This is a genomic window from Methanosphaera sp. BMS (assembly GCF_003268005.1).
Lineage (GTDB): Archaea > Methanobacteriota > Methanobacteria > Methanobacteriales > Methanobacteriaceae > Methanosphaera.
Window position 1 is genome coordinate 2,663,402 of sequence record NZ_CP014213.1, and the last position, 20,428, is coordinate 2,683,829.

Here is a 20,428-nt window from a genome sequence, read left to right on the forward strand (position 1 = left end):
ATGTTTAGGCCAGCGAGAATGCAAAAATTAAGCATAGTAACATTGAATAAATACTCCAAGGCCACAATCGATGCACTTCACGAAAAAGGATACATTCAAATAGATGACCTATCTGAAGTAATCCAAGAGGATGAAGCCTACGAAGGATTAGGAGTATCTAAACAAGACCCTGTTGCTAGCAGAATAGCATCATTATCAATGAAATGTAATAATATTATTGATACTTTAAAATCTGCAGAGCAATCACAAAGTATAGTGGATGTTATTAAAGGATATATCAGCCCTAAAGAAATTCAACCAAAAACCGTTGAAAATCTACAATCAGATGAATTAGCTGATAAGGCTGAAGAAATAATTAATAAAGTTGATAATGTTCTCAGTCCAATTGAATCTCGTATGAATGAAATTGGTTCTGAAAAAACAAAATATAAAGATTCTTTAAATGTTGCAAATCAATTAAGCAGTTTTGACATAGACTTTGCTTACTTGCAGAACAGTAAATACACTAATGTAATTACAGGTAGATTACCAACGGATAATCTAGCTGAAGCAAAATCACAAATTGAGGAAATAACTCAGGAAGTCGAAATCGCAGAAGGTTCAACCACAACAAGTGGGGATGTAACATACGTACCATTAATAATTGTATGTGCAAGCAAATTTGAAGAAGAGATATCCGGTGTACTCAGACGTTTGGAATTTGAAAAATTGGATGTAACCAATCTAAGCGGAAAATCCAATGAAATAATTGAAGCATCTGAAAGTAAACTGGATGAATTAGAAAGTGAAAGAAAACAATGTTTAAAAGATATTGACGAAATAGGTCAACGTTCTAAAGAACATCTTTTAGTAATTAACGAACAGTTAGAAGTTGAAAAAGAAAGAACAGAAATCTATTCATACTTCGGTGAAACAGAAACTTCTAAAATGTTCCAGGCATGGGTACCTAAAGATAAGGTTGAAGAAACTAAATCTTTAATTGACGAACTTACAGATGGACACAGTGTAATTGAAACTGAAGATCCAACTGATGAAGAAATTGACAACAATAAAGTTCCAGTTAAACAAATGAATCCTGGTTTTGCTAAACCATACGAATTATTTGTAAACATGTACTCAACACCAAACTACAAAGATATAGACCCTACTATAATCATGGCATTATGTTTCCCATTTTTCTTCGGTTACTGTTTAACCGATGCATTCTATGGAATCATATTGGCAATAGTTGGATTTATTCTATATCAGGGAATGGGAAAATTCAGTAAAACATACAAATCCTTTGGAGTAATAGTAGTTCAATGTGGTTTGTGGACAATCCTACTAGGTCTATTGACTGGTGGATTCATAGGTGACTTCGTACCTAGATTTATAATGGGCGATGCAAGTGCGGCTCTGCCAACGGTTCTACCTGATATCAATGCATTCGCACATCCTGAAAACATTTTAATAATCGCTATAATAATCGGTTTAATACACTTAAACATCGCATTCTTATTCGGTATTATTGACAATGTTAAAAGAGGAAATATCAAAGAGTTATGTGGCGGACAATTATGTTGGGTTTTAATTGAATTAGCAATTGTCCTATTCATCGTTACAGGTTCATTACCATTATTAGGTATAGTATTCGTAATTGCATTATTATTATTAATATATGGTGTAGGACCTATGGGTGTAATGGACATATTCGGTTTCCTTGGAGATATCTTATCATATTCAAGGCTATTGGCATTATGTCTATCTACTGGTGGTATAGCAATGACTGCTAACCTCTTATGTGAAATGTTAACTGGTATGATACCATATGTAGGTATTGTTCTTGGTATAATTGTATTCTTAGCAGTACACTTATTCAACATTGCATTCCAGTCCATGGGAGCATTTATCCACTCACTTCGTTTACACTTTGTAGAATTCTTCGGAAACTTCTACGAAGGGGACAGTGCAGAATTTGTACCATTCAAAGCAAGTAGAATATATACAAAAGTAAAAGAATAATTTAATAAATTTGATTTAAATTATGATATTAAAATGATTATAGAGTATTGGATTAAATCCATATTTCTATTACTTTAAAAACCGAATAATCCCTCAATGAGGATATGTGTTTTATTAAAGTTCACATATTAAATGCATTATTCAAATAAAACAAAGTCTAAAAAAAAAATAGTATGGTGACTACATACAAATACAATATAATTATTATATAATTGGAGGAAAAAAGCATGGCAGCAGAATTAGCATTAGGTTCAGCTTTAGCTGCAATCGGAGCAGGTGTAGCAGTAGGTTTTGCAGCATTAGGTTCAGGTATCGGTCAAGGTATCGCATCAAGTGCATCTGTAGGTGCAGTAGCTGAAGATTCAAGTATGTTTGCACAAGGTTTAGTATTTACAGCTATTCCTGAAACTCAGGCTATTTATGGTTTCCTTATAGCTATCTTATTATTAGTATTTTCAGGAATTATGGGAGGTTCCGCATTAGGCGTAACATCAGGTTTAGTAGCAATAGGTGCTGGAGCAGCAGTTGGTTTCGGTGGTCTTGGTTCTGGTATGGGTCAAGGTATCGCTTCAAGTGCATCTGTAGGTGCAGTTGTAGAAGAACCAAGTATGTTCGCACAAGGTTTAGTATTTACAGCTATTCCTGAAACTCAGGCTATCTACGGTTTCCTTATAGCTATCCTTTTATTAGTATTCGGTGGAATACTCGGAGCATAAGTACAAAAATATACTAAAGGCATAAGCCTTTATAAATAAATATTTTTTGGAGGAAAGTAGATGAGCGTTGGATCAGATAAAATAATTTCAAGCATTCAAGCAGATGCTCAACAAAAAGCTGATGAAATTCTCTCCAAAGCCACTGCACAATGTGATGAAATCAGTGCAGCCGGTGAAGTAAAAGCTGAAGAAGAAAAACAACAGATTTTAAGTTCTGCAGAAAAACAAGCTGACATGAAATATCAACAGATAATTTCAGAAGCAAAAGTTAATTCCAGAAGAAAAGAACTTGAAAGCCGTGAAGAGTTAATTGAAAAAGCTTTCAGAGTAGCATCAGAAAAAATTGAAAAACAGGCATCTGAAAATTCCGCAAATTATGTGGATTCTTTAAAAACTATGGTTAAAGATGCTTCCGTACAAGTAGGTGGATCACAACTTGAAATTCTCGTAAGAGAAGATGACGTTGATAATATAAAATCCATGATTGACGAAGTATCCGAATATGTTACTAAAGAAACAGGTAACGAAACTTCCTTCATCATTGGTGAACCAATAGACATTATTGGTGGAGCTATAGTAAAAACTGTTGATGGAGAAATTGAAGTTAAAAACACTATTGAAGCACGTATGCTTCGATATAAAAAATATCTAAGATCAGAGGTTGCTAAAAAACTATTTAGATAGTTATAGGAGGAGAATTTAAATGGAAGAAAGCATTACAGGATTAATTACATCTTTCGGATTCTCTTCTCCTGAAGCATTCATTGCATTATTAGTTATGGTACTTGCTGTAATTGGAGCAGTCGTAGTAGTAATAACCTTTAGACCATTAATGGAATATTATCCATACACTTACCCTAACTCAAGAGTTAGAGCAAAAATAGGTAAATTATTTAACGAAAAACAAATCACAGAACTGGCAGAAGCTGAAAGTCTTGATGAAGTAACTAATTACCTAAGAGGAACAAGGGACTACGCTCCATTTGTTGATAAATACCCAATTGAACAAGCATTAGATGCAAATTTAGCAGAATCCTATGATTTATTAGCTAAAATAGCACCTAAAACATTAAAACCAACATTCAATTTAATGTTAAAACAATGGGATATTAAAAACATCAAAAGTGTATTAATTGCTAAAGAAGCTAAATTAAATGAAGAAGAAACTCGTGAATTATTAGTTCCATATGGTGAATTAAAAGATGACCACGATAAACTAATTGAAGCAGATTCAATTCAAGATATTATCGTAGCACTTGAAGGTACACCTTACGCTAAAATTCTAGAAGAATCATTACCTGATTACAATGAAAATAAAACTTTATTAACATTAGAATCAGCATTAGACAATTATTACTATGAAAAAGTACTAGTAGCTTCTTCAAGTCAAGAAGATGATAATACTAGAATGTTACACAGTTACATAGGAACAAAAGTAGATATTGAAAATATAAAGATTATCATGAGAGCAAAAGCAGATGGTCTTTCATATGAACAAATCAATCCATATGTAATAAATAATGGATACAGATTACGTGAATGGAAACTTAAAGAATTTATGGAATCAGAAGACATGAATTCATTATTAAGCAGTATCGAAAGTTCTGAATATGGTAGTGTTGTTGCAGATCACATTCCAGAATACAACCAGACAAAATCCATATCAGTATTCGATGAAGCATTAGATGCTTACGAAAGAGATACAGCTAAAAATATCTTTAAGAAAAAACCATTCGGTATAGGTCCTATAGTAGGTTTCATGTATAAAAAAGAAGATGAAATCAAAAATCTTAAAATTATTGCAAGAAGTAAAAGAGGACCTGTTGTACCTAGTTCCGAAATTAAGGAGATGTTATTATGAAAAAAGACATTGCTATAATGGCAGATCCAGATACAGTAACTGGTTTTATGTTGGGTGGAATCAAAAGCGGTTTCCCTGTACATAACGAAGATGAAGCAAGAACTACTTTAAAACAGTTGGTTGATGAAGAATACTCAATCATTATCACAACTGAAGAAATTGGTGATGAACTACGTGAAGATATAACCAAATACACTAGTTCAACAGCATTACCAATGATAATTGAAGTACCAGATAAGTCAGGCTCACATAAAAGAGAAACTGACCCAATGAATGAACTTATTAAAAGAGTTATTGGGGTAGAGATGGTAAAATGATCACAGGAAAAATTATTAAAATTGCAGGTCCAGTTATTGTCGGTGGAGGTATGAGAGGTACCCAGATGCACGAAATGGTTCGTGTCGGTGATATTGGACTCATAGGTGAAATTATTGAACTTGAAGGCGATACAGCCACAATTCAGGTTTACGAAGAAACTGCTGGTATCAAACCAGGAGAAAAAGTAGAAAGTACTGGTGGTCCGCTCTCTGTAGAATTAGGTCCTGGTATACTTAAATCTATTTACGATGGTATTCAAAGACCATTAACAGAAATTAAAAGTTTATCCGGAGATTACCTACCTAGAGGGGTAGACGTACCAGCATTAGATAAAGAAAAAGAATGGGATTTCAAACCAACAGTATCTGTTGGAGATGAAGTAAATGGTGGAGACATCATTGGTACAGTTCAAGAAACTGTAGCTATCGAACATAAAATTATGGTACCACCTAACGTATCAGGTACTGTAAAATCCATCGAAAGTGGAAGACACACTGTAGTAGATGACATTGCAGAAATCGAAACAGCTGATGGAATCAAAAAATTACAAATGATGCAAATTTGGCCGGTAAGGGTAGGTAGACCATACGTCAACAAATTAGACCCAGATGTACCTCTTATAACAGGTCAAAGAGCACAGGATACATTCTTCTGTGTAGCTAAAGGTGGAACATCTGCTATTCCAGGTCCATTCGGATCAGGAAAAACAGTTACACAACAACAATTAGCAAAATGGGCAGACGCTGATATAGTTGTATATATTGGATGTGGAGAACGTGGTAACGAAATGACAGAAGTACTTACCGAGTTCCCTGAATTAGAAGACCCAAAAACTGGAAATCCTTTAATGGACAGAACAGTTCTTATTGCTAACACATCAAACATGCCGGTAGCAGCTAGGGAAGCATGTGTATACACAGGTATTACCATTGCTGAATATTTCAGAGACATGGGTTACGACGTAGCACTTATGGCAGACAGTACCTCAAGATGGGCAGAAGCTATGAGGGAAATTTCCGGACGTCTTGAAGAGATGCCAGGGGAAGAAGGTTACCCTGCATACTTAGCTTCAAGATTAGCACAGTTCTATGAACGTGCAGGACGTGTAACAACAATCGGTTCACACAAAGCAATCGCTTCAGTAACCGTAGTTGGAGCAGTATCTCCAGCAGGTGGGGACGTATCAGAACCAGTTACAACCAACACATTACGTATTGCAAAAGTATACTGGGCATTAGATGCTTCACTTGCAGACAGACGTCACTTCCCATCCATCAACTGGTTAAACAGTTATTCATTATACGTGGACAGTATTACTCCATGGTGGAACGGTGAAGTCGGTAGTGATTGGAGAGATCTAAGAAATACCGCTATGGCTCTTTTACAGAAAGAAGCAGAACTTAACGAAATTGTACAATTAGTAGGTCCTGACGCATTACCTGAAAAAGACCGTGTAACATTAGAAGCAGCACGTATGTTAAGAGAAGACTTCTTACAACAAAACGCATTCGATGATACAGATACATATTGTTCACCTAAAAAACAATATAACATGCTAAAAACACTTTTATTATACAACACAACCGCTCAAGAAGCATTAGCTGACGGCGCAGATGTAAATAAACTTGTAAACTTAGATGTTAGAGTAGACTTAGACAGAATGAAATATGTACCAGAAGATGAATTTGATGCTAAAACAGAAGAATTAAGAAATCAAATTACAAAACAATGTAGCGAGGCTGGACAATGAATGATGTAGATATTAAAACAAGAGAATATACTACAGTATCAGAAGTATCTGGACCTTTAATGGTTGTTCAAGATGTTGAAGGTGTAGCTTACAACGAAATTGTAGAAATCGAAACTCCTACAGGTGAAAACAGAACTGGACAAGTATTAGAAGTTGAAAACGATGTAGCACTTGTTCAGGTATTCGAAGGTACAAGTAACCTCAACACATTATCCACAAAAGTCCGTTTCACTGGTGAAACTGCAAAAATCGGTGTATCAACTGATATGTTAGGAAGAATATTCAACGGTATTGGTAAACCTATCGACGGTGGACCGGATATCATTCCTGACAAAGAATTGGATGTGAACGGTTCTCCAATGAACCCTGCAGCAAGACAATTCCCTGCAGAATTTATCCAAACCGGTATCTCAACTATCGACGGAATGAACACACTTGTACGTGGTCAGAAATTACCTATCTTTTCAGGTTCTGGTTTACCTCACAACCAGCTTGCAGCTCAAATTGCAAGACAAGCAAAAGTACTTGCTGAAGATACTGAATTTGCAGTAATTTTCGGTGCTATGGGTATTACTCACGAAGAAGCAAACTTCTTCATGAACGAGTTTGAACAAACCGGTGCATTAGAAAGAGTAACAGTATTCATGAACTTAGCAGACGACCCTGCTATTGAAAGAATCATGACCCCTAAAATGGCACTTACAACTGCTGAATATTTAGCATTTGAAAAAGGTATGCACGTATTAGTAATTCTTACCGATATTACTAACTACTGTGAAGCACTTAGGGAAATTTCATCAGCACGTAGTGAAGTACCAGGACGTAGAGGATACCCTGGTTACATGTACACTGACTTATCACAGATGTACGAACGTGCAGGACGTATTGGTGGAAAAGACGGATCTATTACACAGATGCCTATATTGGTTATGCCTCAGGACGATATTACACACCCTATTCCTGACTTAACCGGATATATTACAGAAGGTCAGATTGTATTAGACCGTGAATTAGACAGAAACGGAATCTACCCTCCAGTAAACGTACTTCCTTCATTATCAAGGTTAATGAGTGGGGGTATTGGAGCAGACCGTACTCGTGAAGATCACAGTGGGGTATCAGACCAATTATATGCAGCATATGCAGAAGGTCGTGACTTACGTGATTTAACAGCTGTAGTTGGGGAAGAAGCTTTAACTGAAACCGATCTTAAATACTTAAGATTTGCTGATGCATTCGAAGATCAATTCATCAGACAAAGTCTTGATGAAGACAGATCTATTCAAGAAACTCTTGATTTAGGTTGGAACTTATTTACCATCTTACCTAAAACTGAACTTAAACGTGTAAAAGACGAATACGTTGAAAAATATTTACCAACTGAAGAATCCAAAGTAGAAGAAGAAACTACTGAAGAATAATTTCAATTATTCTTTAAATTTTAAGGTAAATATGTCAGTGAAGGAGGCTAGTTAATGGCAGGAGAAAAACTGGATGGAATTAATCCAACACGTATGGAACTTCTTAATTTAAAAGACAGAGCTAAATTGTCTACTAAAGGTCATAGTCTTCTTAAAGAAAAAAGAGATGCTCTCATTAAGGAGTTTTTTGAAATATTGGATAGAGTTCAAGGTTCTAGAGATGAAGTAGAAAAGAAATTAGCTATTGCTTATGCAGAACTAAACAAAGCTCAAATAGACATGGGAGATATGGCAGTTAAACGTGCCGCTTTATCAGTTAGAGAATCTATCGAATTAGACATAAGTTCTAGAAGTATTATGGGTGTTTCTGTCCCTGTTGTAAAAAGTCAAGCTACACATAACGATGTAATTAGCAGAGGTTATGGTTTTGCTGGAACTTCAGCTAACTTAGACATAGCTGCTAAGGAATTCGAAGAGTCAATAAAAATCATTATTGAACTCGGTGAAATCGAAAAAACCATTCTTATGTTAGCTAAAGAGATTGAAGCAACTAAAAGAAGAGTAAATGCTTTAGAACATGTAATGATTCCTCGTATCAACAACACCATTTCATTTATTGAAATGCGTTTAGAGGAAATGGAAAGGGAAAGCTTTGTACAGCTTAAAGTTATTAAGCGTAACATTGACTCAAGAGAATGAATAAATTCATGGATTTCTCCATGATTATTCTTTTTCATATCCTTTCTCAAATATAACTATTTTTTTTTCAATTATAGATGGTGTGTAACAATTATTATAATCCGCCCTATTTTTCTATAATTTAATTGATTATTTTTTTCTATAAACGTCTTATTATTAACTATATTATATATAATTTTAGAATTAAATTTTAATTAATTTTTTAAGTATTAATTATAGGTATATTTTATATTAGATTGTATATGAATATTACATATAAAATATATTTTATTGGTTGATTTTTTGGTTTTAAAGGACGATAATATTGATCAGACATTTTTATTATCTTTGGATATATGTACAATCATTCCTGATAATCATGTATGTTTTTTATTAGAAAGTTGGTAGATTGTATAGCTTTTAGTTATATTGGCTGTGAATATGGGAATACTCATGGTCAAAAGGCTTATTCTGCAGCTTTAATGATAGAGTTATTGTTTTAAGTATGATTTATTCTATACATAGCAGTCGTAAATTGGAAGCATCCTTCGTGAGAATGTTATTTTTATGTACATGGCTAGTTTTGAAACTCCAGTATTCACTACTATTGGGGATTTTAAACGTGAACATCAAGATTTGATAGGAAGAGTATTTTTTGAAAAGGTAAATTATGGACATAATCGTTATTTAATTGATTTTAACAGAATTAATGTGGATAGCAGTAAAACAAGAGTATATACAAATAAATATAATAGTTTAACAAGTGAAGACATTGCTAAATTACTTCATATTGTTGAACAAGGATTCATTACAGATGAAGAAGAAAAAATCCTGGATAACTGCAACAAAAAAACGTTAATGATGATGGCTTGAAAAAGAAACAAATCAAAAAAGACTTAAGAGAAAGTAAAAACCTAAAAATCAAAGAAGAAAGAACAACTAACAATAATAAAAACCGATAATAATCAAATGTAGAACCAAGATTCGCATACAACAAGTGCACACTAATAATAGACGATATCACCTAAAGGACAAAAAAGTGCAAAAACAGAACAATTACTCCAGACAACTAAATACATGATAAAAATACAGAATATAGAACAAAACCTACTAAAAGAAAACATAATACCCATAGAATGATAAAAACTAAAAATACAAAAAAATTAAATAATATAAATACATCAAGGTTTACTTGGACCAATGTGACAATCACAATTAACTTTCAAAATGTAATTGTCGCACACCCTCTTTTTTTATTTTCAAATCTTTTTTTTTACTAGATGTGTCCTGTTTTTTTTGAATTTAATAAATAAATTTAATATATTTAAACTTACTAATTTTAATAATATAAGATAATTATATTTCAGGTTGTGTATATTATTACTAAAATATTAATAGTAGGTTCCAATACTCGTCCGTTATCAAAATCCTTAAAGCAATTGGGTTACACGGTATATGCCACTAGTTTTTTTAATCTCTTGGATCAGGAGGATGTTGTTGATAAACTGATTGTTCCGGATGAGTTCTCATCATTTGATATGGACGTCATAATTGATTTGGCATTGGAATATGTCAATGAAGTGGATTACATCATATGTTCCAATGATATTGACGTAACTCGTTTTCCAAAATCTAAGGTTATCGGTAATTATGATGTGGATGCTATTAATAACAAGTATAAACTCTATAAGAAGTTGCATAAGAATTTTTTAATGCCTGAAACGTTTAAGTTAAACTCTCTGGAAGAGGCATTTGAAATAAGCAAGTCCAGTGATAAGAAGTATATTGTAAAACCAATCTATGGCTCTGGAGGGGTTAATATTGACTGGTTAAATGAAGATTCCCATGTTGATGATACATTTATCCTGCAGGAGTACATTGATGGTAACAGTATCAGCAGTTCATTTCTATCCTATCCTAATGGGGAGGTGGATATTATCACTGCATCCCATCAGATAATCGGCTCCAATAGGTTGAACGCCGCTAACTTTTTATATTGTGGAAATGTAACGCCTTTGGTTAATCATAGTGATAAGATTGACAATATATCTACCAAGATTTCTCACATGTATAATCTTGTCGGCTCCAATGGAATTGACTTTATCATGCAAAACAACAGGTTTTATGTACTTGAAGTTAATCCTAGGATTCAGGGAACTTTTGAGAATATTGAAAATTCCTTCGATTTCAACCTTGCAGATGCACATATCAATTCTTGCAATAATCATAAAGTAAACATACCTACCGTTAAAAAGTTCAGTGTTAAATTAATGCCCTATTCATTTAAAGATGCATATTATAATTTAAATAATATTCCTAATGTACATGATATATCTAGTGTGGATTATTTAATCAAGAAATCATATCCGGTATGTACTATAATAACAAGTGATCGAATATTGGAAAATGCAATGATAAAATCTGAAATGATTCAAAAAAGAGTTTACAGTTCTATTGTAAAAGAAGTTTAAATTTTTCGCAGAGCAAGTCTTTATATATTGTATAAAAAAAGGATAGTGATTAATTATATTATTCCAAATTCTAATAATATGAACATTATAACTCCGAATGCTATTAGGAATGTGGATATAATCATTATACGAGTGTAAATATAGAATAACTTAACTCTTCTTTCGGGATCTTTATCTAAATAGTCCTTCAATGGATCTTCATAATTTGGCATGATTATTCACCTAAAGTAATTAGTAGTTATATTTGTGTAATATTATTAATAAATGTTTTCAAAATGAGAATAAAAGTATAATAGCTCCCAGCGGAGTCGAACCGCTGTCCCCGGTTCCAAAGACCGGGAGGATTGCCACTACCCTAGGGAGCTATGCTTAAGACTCTTTTTAGAGTACAATATAAGTTTTGTATATTCTCATTTATATACTTTTCTATTTTTTCAATATTTTTTCAAGTTTTTCTTATTTTTATCTTCATGATACTCCAATTGGTAATAAAATTAATCACATATGTAATAAAATATACATAGATTTATATATTAACATAAAGATAAGTAAAAGTTAGAATTAAGAATATGTTCAATTCTTAATTTGCTTGCTTATTAATTTTTCATAAAAATTGATTAATCAAATTAAATAAAATCAGAATATCAGAGTTATACTTTTTTATGATATAATTATAAAATTTATGACTTACTTAATCGAATTAATAATTCATATTTTGGTTTATTAAATGGAGGCGGTAAGATTAAGCGAAATTTGATTTTGATTTTCATGTCTGTACTATTAATAGGTATGATGGCTGTCAGTGCTACTGGCAGTGATACGGTTAATAATGACAGTACCGATATCTCAAGCGTATCAGTAAATGAACAATCAAATGTAGAATCAAATGTTATAGAAAAAAGCACAGTAAGCATTAAAGGTGATTCAAACACTGACCCTACAGGCACCACCAGTCAAAGCACAATAAATAAAGCAAATTCAATTACTGATGATGCTGTAGTAAACAATTCTACAACAAGTACTACATTGAATAAACAAGAATCAAACATTAAAACAAGCTCATCAAAGATTGACACCACAGTAAACACAAATAAATATATGTTTGCAAAAAAAGGTGATAAGATAAATATATCCACTACAGTATTAACAACTGCAGGCAAAAGTACTGCAGGTAGTGTGGTATTTAAATTAAACGGTATAAGTATTGGAACTGCAAAATTGGTAAACAATCAAGCATCCATCTTATATGATACATCAAGCTTATCACAACGTGATTATACAATATTGGTAAAGTATGGTGGATCAACATCATTCAATCCAAGTCAATCAACATCTACATTAAAAGTATCCACAACAATAAACAAGTATACTTTTTCACAGATAGGTGATGCGGCAAACAGAACGAAAGTGTTTATTGAAAAATATAACCAATTACCAAATTATGTGGTAATGGGTAATGAAAAAGTCCAAATGAAGGACTTTTTATATATGTTAAGTAAAACATCATTATCTAAGGCATCTGTAGTACATCCGATATTTACAGATGCTTCAACAGCTAACACTAACTGTTATAATACAAGAGTATACAAAGAGGAATATTCTTCATTATCTTTGAAAGTGATAAATGAATATGAAAATACGCTAAAAAATCCAACAAAGGTTGCTTCAACCGTTGGAACAATCGGATTTGATGATTTGGTATATTTCTATTCAAGAATGGTAGCATACATGTATAATAATGGAGCCTATCCAAACTATTGTACCGTATTGCCATTATCAACTAACTATGATGATTATGTTAGATCTACACAAAAACAAGATATCAACATACAATTAAATTCATATGAAGTTAATCCGAATATGCCCGCAACCATTTCTGCCACATACACATATGGCAATGGTACCAGCGTAAACGGTTTAACCACTGTATTCAAAGTTAATGGTATAACAATTGGTTCTGCAAAAATAAATAATGGTAAAGCATCATTAACATTTGATGTTCCAAACTGGAAGATTAAAAACTATACATTACTTGCCAAGGTCGGAGCAACAAATACCAGTTATGAAGCAACAAGACAATCAACATTATCCGTTGTAAAATTCACCATTAAAAGTACAAAAATTATATTGGAACCATTATACATTGCTCAGAAGGATAAAACTTTCACTTTAAAAGCAAAAGTTTTAGATTCAAGTAACAATCCTGTTGATGGAGGAAAATTTGTCCTCAAATTAAACGGTGTATCAAGTGGTACTACAACAGTATCAAATGGTGTGGCAACAATATCATTTGGCACATCAGCACTGTCAACCAACAAGATTAACACTATTGAAGCAATATATGGTGGAACAAACAAATACCAATCAAGTAAAAACTCATCAAAAATCAGGACAGTATCATCCCTATCAACATATACTTACTCACAAGTATTGGATGCGGCAGTGAGGGTAAAAAATTATATCGAACAACATGAAAGTTTACCTAAATATGTCGTGATGGGAAATGATAACGTTGCAATGTCAGAGTTTTTATACCTATTGGCAGAAGTTGTAACAACCAATAAAACCTACGCTAATGGTAAATTTGGAGATAATGTGTCTTCATACAATACAAGCTGTTACGGTAAAAATCTTGTACAAAGCGAGTATGTTAAATCAGCGGGAAATATAATTTCATTCTACGCAAATAACTCACGAGCACCAGCAGCGATATCCACAGCTATCGGAACAATCAACTTTGAAGACACCGTGTATATTTACGCACGTGTAGTGGCATATATCAGTAACAATAAACAGTTACCTGCCTATGCCGTAGTTTCAAAGCTCAAGTCCGATTCCTCAAGCTACACATCAGACAATACAGTAGCTTCAGGATATCAGCAATACTTGGTAAAAACCAAGAATTGTGAAGTAAACGCTACAATATTTAAGAATGCAGTAGCCAGTGCAATTTCCGGTGTAAGCGGTGCATATAATCAGGCAAAAGCAATATTTGATTATGTGAACAAACACACTACATACAGCTATTACGCCGATACAAGATACGGATCCGTAAGAACACTCAGTCAAGGTTACGGTAACTGTGTAGACATGGCTCACGTATGTGTTGCAATGTTCAGAACAGCAAACCTGCCTGCCAGATATGTTCACGGTAAAAGCTGTGTATTCAGAAGCGGACTGGTAACCGGTCACGTATGGGCAGAAGTGTACGTTAATGGTAAATGGGTTCAATGTGATGCAACATCTGACTACAACTCCTTTGGAACTATTGTAAATTGGAGCAGAAACTCAGGTGAAGTAAGATATATTGAATTACCATTCTAAACTCCCTTCTTTTTAAATTTTTTATATATTTTCGCCAAATATCATTTTTATTTCATATGGGGATAATCCTTATCAAAAATACTGTAATTGGGTTTTGAACTGTTATATTCTATAGTATCATGGGAGTATATCCTGATAATTAATCATTCATGCAATGTGGATGCTTTATATGATTAAATTATTTCTATCATTTTTTTATAGGGCAGTGATAATACCCTAATGGTGTATAATTGATGATTTTTTTCTTTTAAATACAATAAAAAGTATTATAAATAATCATTTAAAGAAATATTAGTAGATAATATGCGAGTTAGGCAAATAATAATTGAATCATTAAAATTACCGTTAACTGATTATAAGTCTTTTTTAACAGTATTTTTGTTGTTGTTTTTATGTGAAGTAATATCTCAGGTATCTTATTCCTTTAAAATCGGTGAATATTATTTATTATTTGTATTTATCAGATCAATAGTTAGTCTAATATTGATTGGCTTAAGTATGAATATTGTAAACCATGTGGTATTTAACAAGTCAATACATCTACATTTTAAACAACATTTTAAGGAAGGTTTAAATGAGTATGTCCTCACATTATTTTATCTTTTAATTCCATTAATATTAAGTCTGTTCTTCATTTATATAACCGGGCTGTATTCTATTGTTGTGGACATTAGGGAGTATATACTGCAGATGGATATTGATTCGGCAGCATTAACAGTTGAAGAATTATCTCATGTATTGCCGGAGTCAATGACAATTGATTTTTTACACACGTTTCAATTACATTCACTCTTCACTTTGTTTTTGTATGTATTGTTCACATCATTTTCTTTCATTGGACGAATACTGATGTTTAAATATGGAAATTTAAAAATGGCACTAGATTTACGTAACATTTTTATTGTCGTTAGAAATATTGGATGTCTTCGATTTATGAAATTTGTTCTAATATTCACGATAATATTGATATTTGTTGTCAATTTACTGGTAATTCTCGGAGCAGTATTTGATGATGTGTTACTATCAACATTTTTCGAAGTATTCCTGTTGTTTTTTGCCACTAATGCTTTTTATAAGTTATATTTTGATAACACTGCATCAAATGAGTTGGATTAATCAGTTTATTCGGTCATATGTCGGGGTAATTTTAATCATCTCAATATTCCTTTTTTTTATTAATCTAATTGAACTGTTTATCATTATTTTTAAAACTCTTTTTTGACTAAAAAAATATAGAAATAATAAACTACATAACTATATAATAATTAATCTAATAATTTACAGGAGAGTAATGCAATTGAAATTTTCTTTAGAATTATTACCCAACGAACCTATAAGTAATCTACTTGAATTAATTAAGATTTCAGAGGATATTGGTTTTGAAAACGTATGGATAACCGATCATTACAATAATAAGAACGTATTTGAAATCCTTGCACTCGCAGCATATGAAACCAGTACGATACACATGGGTTCAGGAGTATCAAATCCATTTATCAGAAATCCCGTAACAATAGCACAGGCAACAACCACTCTGGATGAAATATCAGACGGCAGGGCACTACTTGGAATAGGGCCTGGTGATAAGGCAACGATGAATGCCCTCGGCATCAAATGGAACAGGCCATTATCTGCCGTGGAGGATGCAGTAAATCTAATAGGGGACTTGATTGAGGGTAAGGAAGTTAAGGATGGTGCAAAGCTAACAGGTACCAGTAAAGTTCAGGAAAAAATACCGATATATATAGGAGCACAGGGTCCTAAGATGCTCGAATTATCGGGTAAAATTGCAGACGGAAGTCTGGTCAACGCTTCAAGTCCCAAAGACTTTGAACATGCCATACCACTAATTAAAAAAGGAATATCCAATTCCTCAAATCCGGAAAAAGACTTTAACTTTGCAGCATATACTGCCTGTAGCGTTGATGATGATAAGATGGCTGCATTTAATCAAACCAGAATCGTGGTGGCATTTATCATAGCCGGTTCACCTGAAGTTGTACTGAATCGCCATGGAATCAATGTCGAATCTGCAAAACTGATTAAGCAATACCTGTCAAACAATGATTTCAAACAAGCAATCAATGCCGTAGATGAGGATATGGTAAACGCATTTAGCGTATGGGGAACACCTTCACAGATAAGTGACAAGATAGAAATATTGCAGGATATGGGCGTTAATGAATTTGTAGTAGGTTCACCTATAGGAAAAGACAGAATCAAATCTCTTAAATTATTGGAAGATATAATCAATTCATTTAATTAAGGATGTATAATATGCAAGTACAGAAGATTAACAGACAAATACGTGAAAAATCCATTCAAAACCTTAAAAACAAGATGGAACGCAAGAAAAATAAGAAGCCCCTGGAAGCATATGCTGCTAGCTGGGCTGGTGAAGACAGGTTATATGACTGTGTTGGTTATACAATATTTATAGTACTTCCAACCAGCGGTTGCCAGTGGGCAAGAGATAGTGGTGGATGTACCATGTGCAGTTATATAGCCGATTCCCCGTTATGCGATATCGGGGATGATGACCTGATAAGAATCTTCGACCTCCAGTGGAATAAGCAGTTGGACAAGGTTGATATAACCTCTTATGAGAATGTGGCGATAAAACTATTTGTATCAGGTAGTTTTTTAAATTGCAATGAAGTACCCAAAAATGTTCAGGAATATATCTTCAATAAATTCAATAAATACGATAATTTAAAAGAGGTAATTGTAGAGTCAAAGCCCGAATTCATTGATGAAGATTCACTTATTCGATTGGCATCACTGATACCTGATAAAATTTTTGAGATTGGTATAGGTCTTGAGACTTCAAATGAGGAAACTCGTCAAAATAAGATAAACAAGGGAATAACAAACAGGGCATTCGAAGACTGTGTAAGCCTAATAAACAGCATTGAAGACTATGACATAAGAGCCAAAGCATATCTATTGGTAAAACCAATACTGATATCAGAAAAAGAAGCCATTCAAGAAGCTATTGAATCAGCCGAATATGCCAAAAAAGTCGGAGTAAAGAGAATAGCATACTGTCCCGCAACGGTCCATGCAGGAACATTAATGGATTCGCTATGGAAAAAAGGCTCATACAATCCTCCATGGATATGGAGCACTGTGAAGATAATCAAAGAAGTGCGAAAAAATGTTGATATCCCATTTATAATGGACACTGCAGGATTCGGAACAAGACGGGGCCCATTCAATTGTAAAAAGTGTAACTCAAAATTGAAGTCATTAATCATAGAATCAAACCTGACCCAGGAAATCCCCGAAGAATTAGAGGACTTCACCTGTGAATGTAAGGACAAATGGCTGGCTGATTTAGAGTTTGGTGAAGTTTTAAATACTACAACCAATCCTAAATGCTAATCAATCTCTCTTTTTTTTATTCTTTTTGATATCAATCTGTTTTATTCAATCATTTGCTATTTTTTTTACATTTCATGAGTTTATACATTAATAATCATACAGTGATATGATAAATTATCGATGGTTATAATAACCCGATTTTGAAATGTGAATATATATAGCAGAATATTTGTTGTTGATAACTGATATTTGTGTTGATTTGATTTATTGGAGTTTATGTTGAAATAACGGGAGTACAAACTAAAAAAAGAGAAAAAAGGTAGGGTAGTGATTTATCCTAATATGTTTTTGATATCCTCTTCAGGATTTGATATTAGTTTTAAGTCGAAGTTATCGACCAGTACGTTAAGTATTGTTTCATCCACCCATGCAGGAAGTATTGGGCCGATGTGGATGTTGGTTAAACCTAATGCCAGTAGGCTCCAGAGTATGGATACGGCTTTTTGTTCCATCCAACTTAACACGAACGTTACAGGTAAATCATTTAATCCCATGTCAAATACTTCTGTAAGTGCAGTTAATATTTCGGCTCCTACAATTGCATCGTTACATTGTCCTAAATCAATATGTCTTGGTATGCCTTCTATGTCACCTAAGTCCAAATCGTTGAATCTGTATTTTCCACATCCGACTGATATTATTATTGTATCTTCAGGTAATTGTTTTGCAAAGTCAGTGTAATAACTCATTGCTGGGTTTGGCACGTCACATCCGCCCATTACGAAGAATTGTTTGATTTTACCTGCAAGTACCAGTTCCTTAATCTTATCTGCCAATGAAAGCACGGTGTCTTTTCCAAATCCTGTCATGTATGATGTTTTGTTTTCTTCCTCTTCAAGTTCTGGAAGTTCCAATGCTTGAGTGATTATGTCAGAGAAGTCGTAATCATCAATATGTGGTACTTCAGGTAGTTGTGCTATACCGGAGGTGTATATTCTGTCTTTATAACTTTCTTTTGGTATCAGTCCGCAATTTGTCGTTACAAGTACAGGGATTTCGTATTTTTCAAAGATTTCTTTTTGATCAAACCATGGTCCGCCTAATTGGCCTTTGAGGTGTTCATATTTGTTTAAGCCAGGATAACCGTGTGCTATTAACATTTCACTGTGGGTGTAGATGTTTATGCCTTTTCCTTCGGTCTGTTTTAGTAGCTCTTCCAATACTTTTAGGTCGTGACCTGTAACCAATATTCCATGTCCTTTGCTTGCACCTTTTGGTACTTCTTTTGGTTCGGGTTCTCCGTAATTTTCACGGTGTGCTTGTTTAAGTCCGTCCATTACTTTGATATTGATTTGACCTGCTTCAAGGGCCATTTCAATAAAGCTTTGAATATCGAAGTTTACGTTTGTTAATGTTGAGTATAACGCTTTTGTTATGAATTTGTTTACTTCTTCATCGACTTTTCCGAATTCCTCCATTTGGTAGTTGTATGCGGCAATTCCTTTGGCTGCAAAGATTAGGTTGTCCTGTAGTCTTGCAAGGGTCTCATTTTTTCCGCATACTCCTATTTTTGTACATCCTTCGCCTTGAACGGCTTGTGAACATTGGTAACAAAACATATTGTCATTCATTTTATAATCACCTATCATTTTTTTTGTTATATTTATTTAATGACTTATTGAGTATATAATATTATGTCACTATGTAAGTGAATTTGGAACAAACTTTAAATACTTATAATTATATACTATTAAAAATAATGAGAAAATATTTTAAAAATGGGGCTGTAACAATTGACAGATAACGAAAACTTGAACATATTAAAAAAGATGGGATTGACAGATTATGAATCAAAGGCATACCTTGCATTGATGTCTCTAATAACATCAAAGGCGGATACCATAAGTAAGGAATCGGGAGTTCCACGCTCAAAGATATATCCGGTACTGGAAAGTTTAAAACAAAAAAATCTCATAAAAATACGTCAGGGAAGACCACTCGAATATGATGTAATAGATCCATTGGAGTCATTAACTAATTATAAAGAAGATTTTTTAAGGCAAATGGACATACTTGAAAAAAACCTGGTTGAAATATATGATAATAAACTGCCAACCGTAAATACGCCAATCCAATCAATCGAAGACATAAATAAAATTTTACAAAAGCAGAAAGACATTTTAAACAAGTCTAAAAAAATAGTCCTGATACGTTTGGGATTTTTATTGCCGTCGGAAGTTGATTCATTCAAAAAAATGATACTCAAACTGGACAAGAATGGAATCAAGGTAAAAATATTATCCGTAAGCAAATGTGAGGTGGATGGTGTAAATATTGACATGGAAGAAATTCTATCCAATCTACCGGTAAATGTAAGGTATGTGCAGCTTCCCTCTGCACAATTGATAATAAGGGATTATAAGGAGATGATGTTGGTATTTGCAGAAAATTCTGGAAAATCAATACGTAACGCTAATATGGTAGGTTTATACAATACATATTCGACAATCATATCAAATTATTCATCCGCATTTAACAGGAAATGGAATTCAACAGACAAATAG

Annotated in this window: 17 protein-coding genes; 15 read left to right on the plus strand and 2 right to left on the minus strand. The window is 33.4% G+C overall.

What is annotated here, in order from left to right; all coding sequences use genetic code 11:
• From AW729_RS10215 to AW729_RS10260, 10 genes are all read left to right on the plus strand, one after another.
• Entirely contained in the window at nucleotides 1-2,001 is a 2,001-nt protein-coding gene (locus AW729_RS10215; protein ID WP_112125021.1) for a V-type ATP synthase subunit I, read from the plus strand.
• Nucleotides 2,002-2,228: 227 nt separating this feature from the next.
• On the plus strand, nucleotides 2,229-2,717 hold the full coding sequence (locus tag AW729_RS10220; RefSeq protein ID WP_112125022.1) for a V-type ATP synthase subunit K: 489 nt from the start codon (nucleotides 2,229-2,231) through the stop codon (nucleotides 2,715-2,717).
• A 60-nt stretch (nucleotides 2,718-2,777) separates the two neighbouring features.
• On the plus strand, nucleotides 2,778-3,401 hold the full coding sequence (locus AW729_RS10225; RefSeq protein ID WP_112125023.1) for a V-type proton ATPase subunit E: 624 nt from the start codon (nucleotides 2,778-2,780) through the stop codon (nucleotides 3,399-3,401).
• Nucleotides 3,402-3,420: 19 nt separating this feature from the next.
• Nucleotides 3,421-4,578 carry a V-type ATP synthase subunit C gene (locus tag AW729_RS10230; protein WP_112125024.1) on the plus strand — a complete coding sequence of 386 codons (1,158 nt, stop codon included), beginning with the start codon at nucleotides 3,421-3,423 and terminating at the stop codon, nucleotides 4,576-4,578.
• Nucleotides 4,575-4,895, plus strand: a complete 321-nt coding sequence (locus tag AW729_RS10235; RefSeq protein WP_112125025.1) for a V-type ATP synthase subunit F — start codon at nucleotides 4,575-4,577, stop codon at nucleotides 4,893-4,895. The genes AW729_RS10230 and AW729_RS10235 overlap by 4 nt, the downstream gene beginning before the upstream one ends.
• Entirely contained in the window at nucleotides 4,892-6,646 is a 1,755-nt protein-coding gene (locus tag AW729_RS10240; RefSeq protein ID WP_112125026.1) for an ATP synthase subunit A, read from the plus strand. The genes AW729_RS10235 and AW729_RS10240 overlap by 4 nt, the downstream gene beginning before the upstream one ends.
• Nucleotides 6,643-8,067: a V-type ATP synthase subunit B gene (locus AW729_RS10245; protein WP_112125027.1), complete on the plus strand. Its 1,425-nt coding sequence runs from the start codon at nucleotides 6,643-6,645 to the stop codon at nucleotides 8,065-8,067. The genes AW729_RS10240 and AW729_RS10245 overlap by 4 nt, the downstream gene beginning before the upstream one ends.
• A gap of 54 nt (nucleotides 8,068-8,121) precedes the next feature.
• Complete coding sequence (locus AW729_RS10250) at nucleotides 8,122-8,766, plus strand: V-type ATP synthase subunit D (protein ID WP_112125028.1); 645 nt, start codon at nucleotides 8,122-8,124, stop codon at nucleotides 8,764-8,766.
• A gap of 546 nt (nucleotides 8,767-9,312) precedes the next feature.
• Nucleotides 9,313-9,618 carry a hypothetical protein gene (locus AW729_RS10255; protein WP_112125029.1) on the plus strand — a complete coding sequence of 102 codons (306 nt, stop codon included), beginning with the start codon at nucleotides 9,313-9,315 and terminating at the stop codon, nucleotides 9,616-9,618.
• Between the two features lie 497 nt (nucleotides 9,619-10,115).
• Nucleotides 10,116-11,216, plus strand: a complete 1,101-nt coding sequence (locus AW729_RS10260; RefSeq protein WP_162685894.1) for an ATP-grasp domain-containing protein — start codon at nucleotides 10,116-10,118, stop codon at nucleotides 11,214-11,216.
• Between the two features lie 53 nt (nucleotides 11,217-11,269).
• On the opposite strand, the gene AW729_RS11425 is transcribed toward AW729_RS10260, so the two are convergent.
• Nucleotides 11,270-11,428, minus strand: a complete 159-nt coding sequence (locus AW729_RS11425; protein ID WP_204355179.1) for a hypothetical protein — start codon at nucleotides 11,426-11,428, stop codon at nucleotides 11,270-11,272.
• A 556-nt stretch (nucleotides 11,429-11,984) separates the two neighbouring features.
• On the opposite strand from AW729_RS11425, the gene AW729_RS10270 reads away from it, so the two are divergent.
• The 4 genes from AW729_RS10270 to AW729_RS10285 all read left to right on the plus strand — a co-directional run bounded on the left by AW729_RS10270 (nucleotide 11,985) and on the right by AW729_RS10285 (nucleotide 17,924).
• The gene (locus AW729_RS10270; protein WP_112125031.1) at nucleotides 11,985-14,540 is read left to right on the plus strand and encodes a pseudomurein-binding repeat-containing protein; all 2,556 of its coding nucleotides are present in this window, start codon (nucleotides 11,985-11,987) and stop codon (nucleotides 14,538-14,540) included.
• 498 nt (nucleotides 14,541-15,038) lie between these two features.
• Complete coding sequence (locus AW729_RS10275; RefSeq protein WP_162685895.1) at nucleotides 15,039-15,656, plus strand: hypothetical protein; 618 nt, start codon at nucleotides 15,039-15,041, stop codon at nucleotides 15,654-15,656.
• A 181-nt stretch (nucleotides 15,657-15,837) separates the two neighbouring features.
• Nucleotides 15,838-16,806 carry a 5,10-methylenetetrahydromethanopterin reductase gene (locus tag AW729_RS10280; RefSeq protein ID WP_112125287.1) on the plus strand — a complete coding sequence of 323 codons (969 nt, stop codon included), beginning with the start codon at nucleotides 15,838-15,840 and terminating at the stop codon, nucleotides 16,804-16,806.
• An 11-nt stretch (nucleotides 16,807-16,817) separates the two neighbouring features.
• The gene (locus AW729_RS10285) at nucleotides 16,818-17,924 is read left to right on the plus strand and encodes an archaeosine biosynthesis radical SAM protein RaSEA (RefSeq protein WP_112125033.1); all 1,107 of its coding nucleotides are present in this window, start codon (nucleotides 16,818-16,820) and stop codon (nucleotides 17,922-17,924) included.
• Between the two features lie 272 nt (nucleotides 17,925-18,196).
• Here the strand turns inward: AW729_RS10285 and hcp are convergent, their stop codons facing one another.
• The gene (gene hcp, locus AW729_RS10290; protein WP_112125034.1) at nucleotides 18,197-19,495 is read right to left on the minus strand and encodes a hydroxylamine reductase; all 1,299 of its coding nucleotides are present in this window, start codon (nucleotides 19,493-19,495) and stop codon (nucleotides 18,197-18,199) included.
• 162 nt (nucleotides 19,496-19,657) lie between these two features.
• Here hcp and AW729_RS10295 point away from each other — a divergent pair, with 162 nt between their 5' ends.
• A complete protein-coding gene (locus AW729_RS10295; RefSeq protein ID WP_112125035.1) occupies nucleotides 19,658-20,428 on the plus strand; it encodes a TrmB family transcriptional regulator in 771 nt (256 codons plus the stop codon).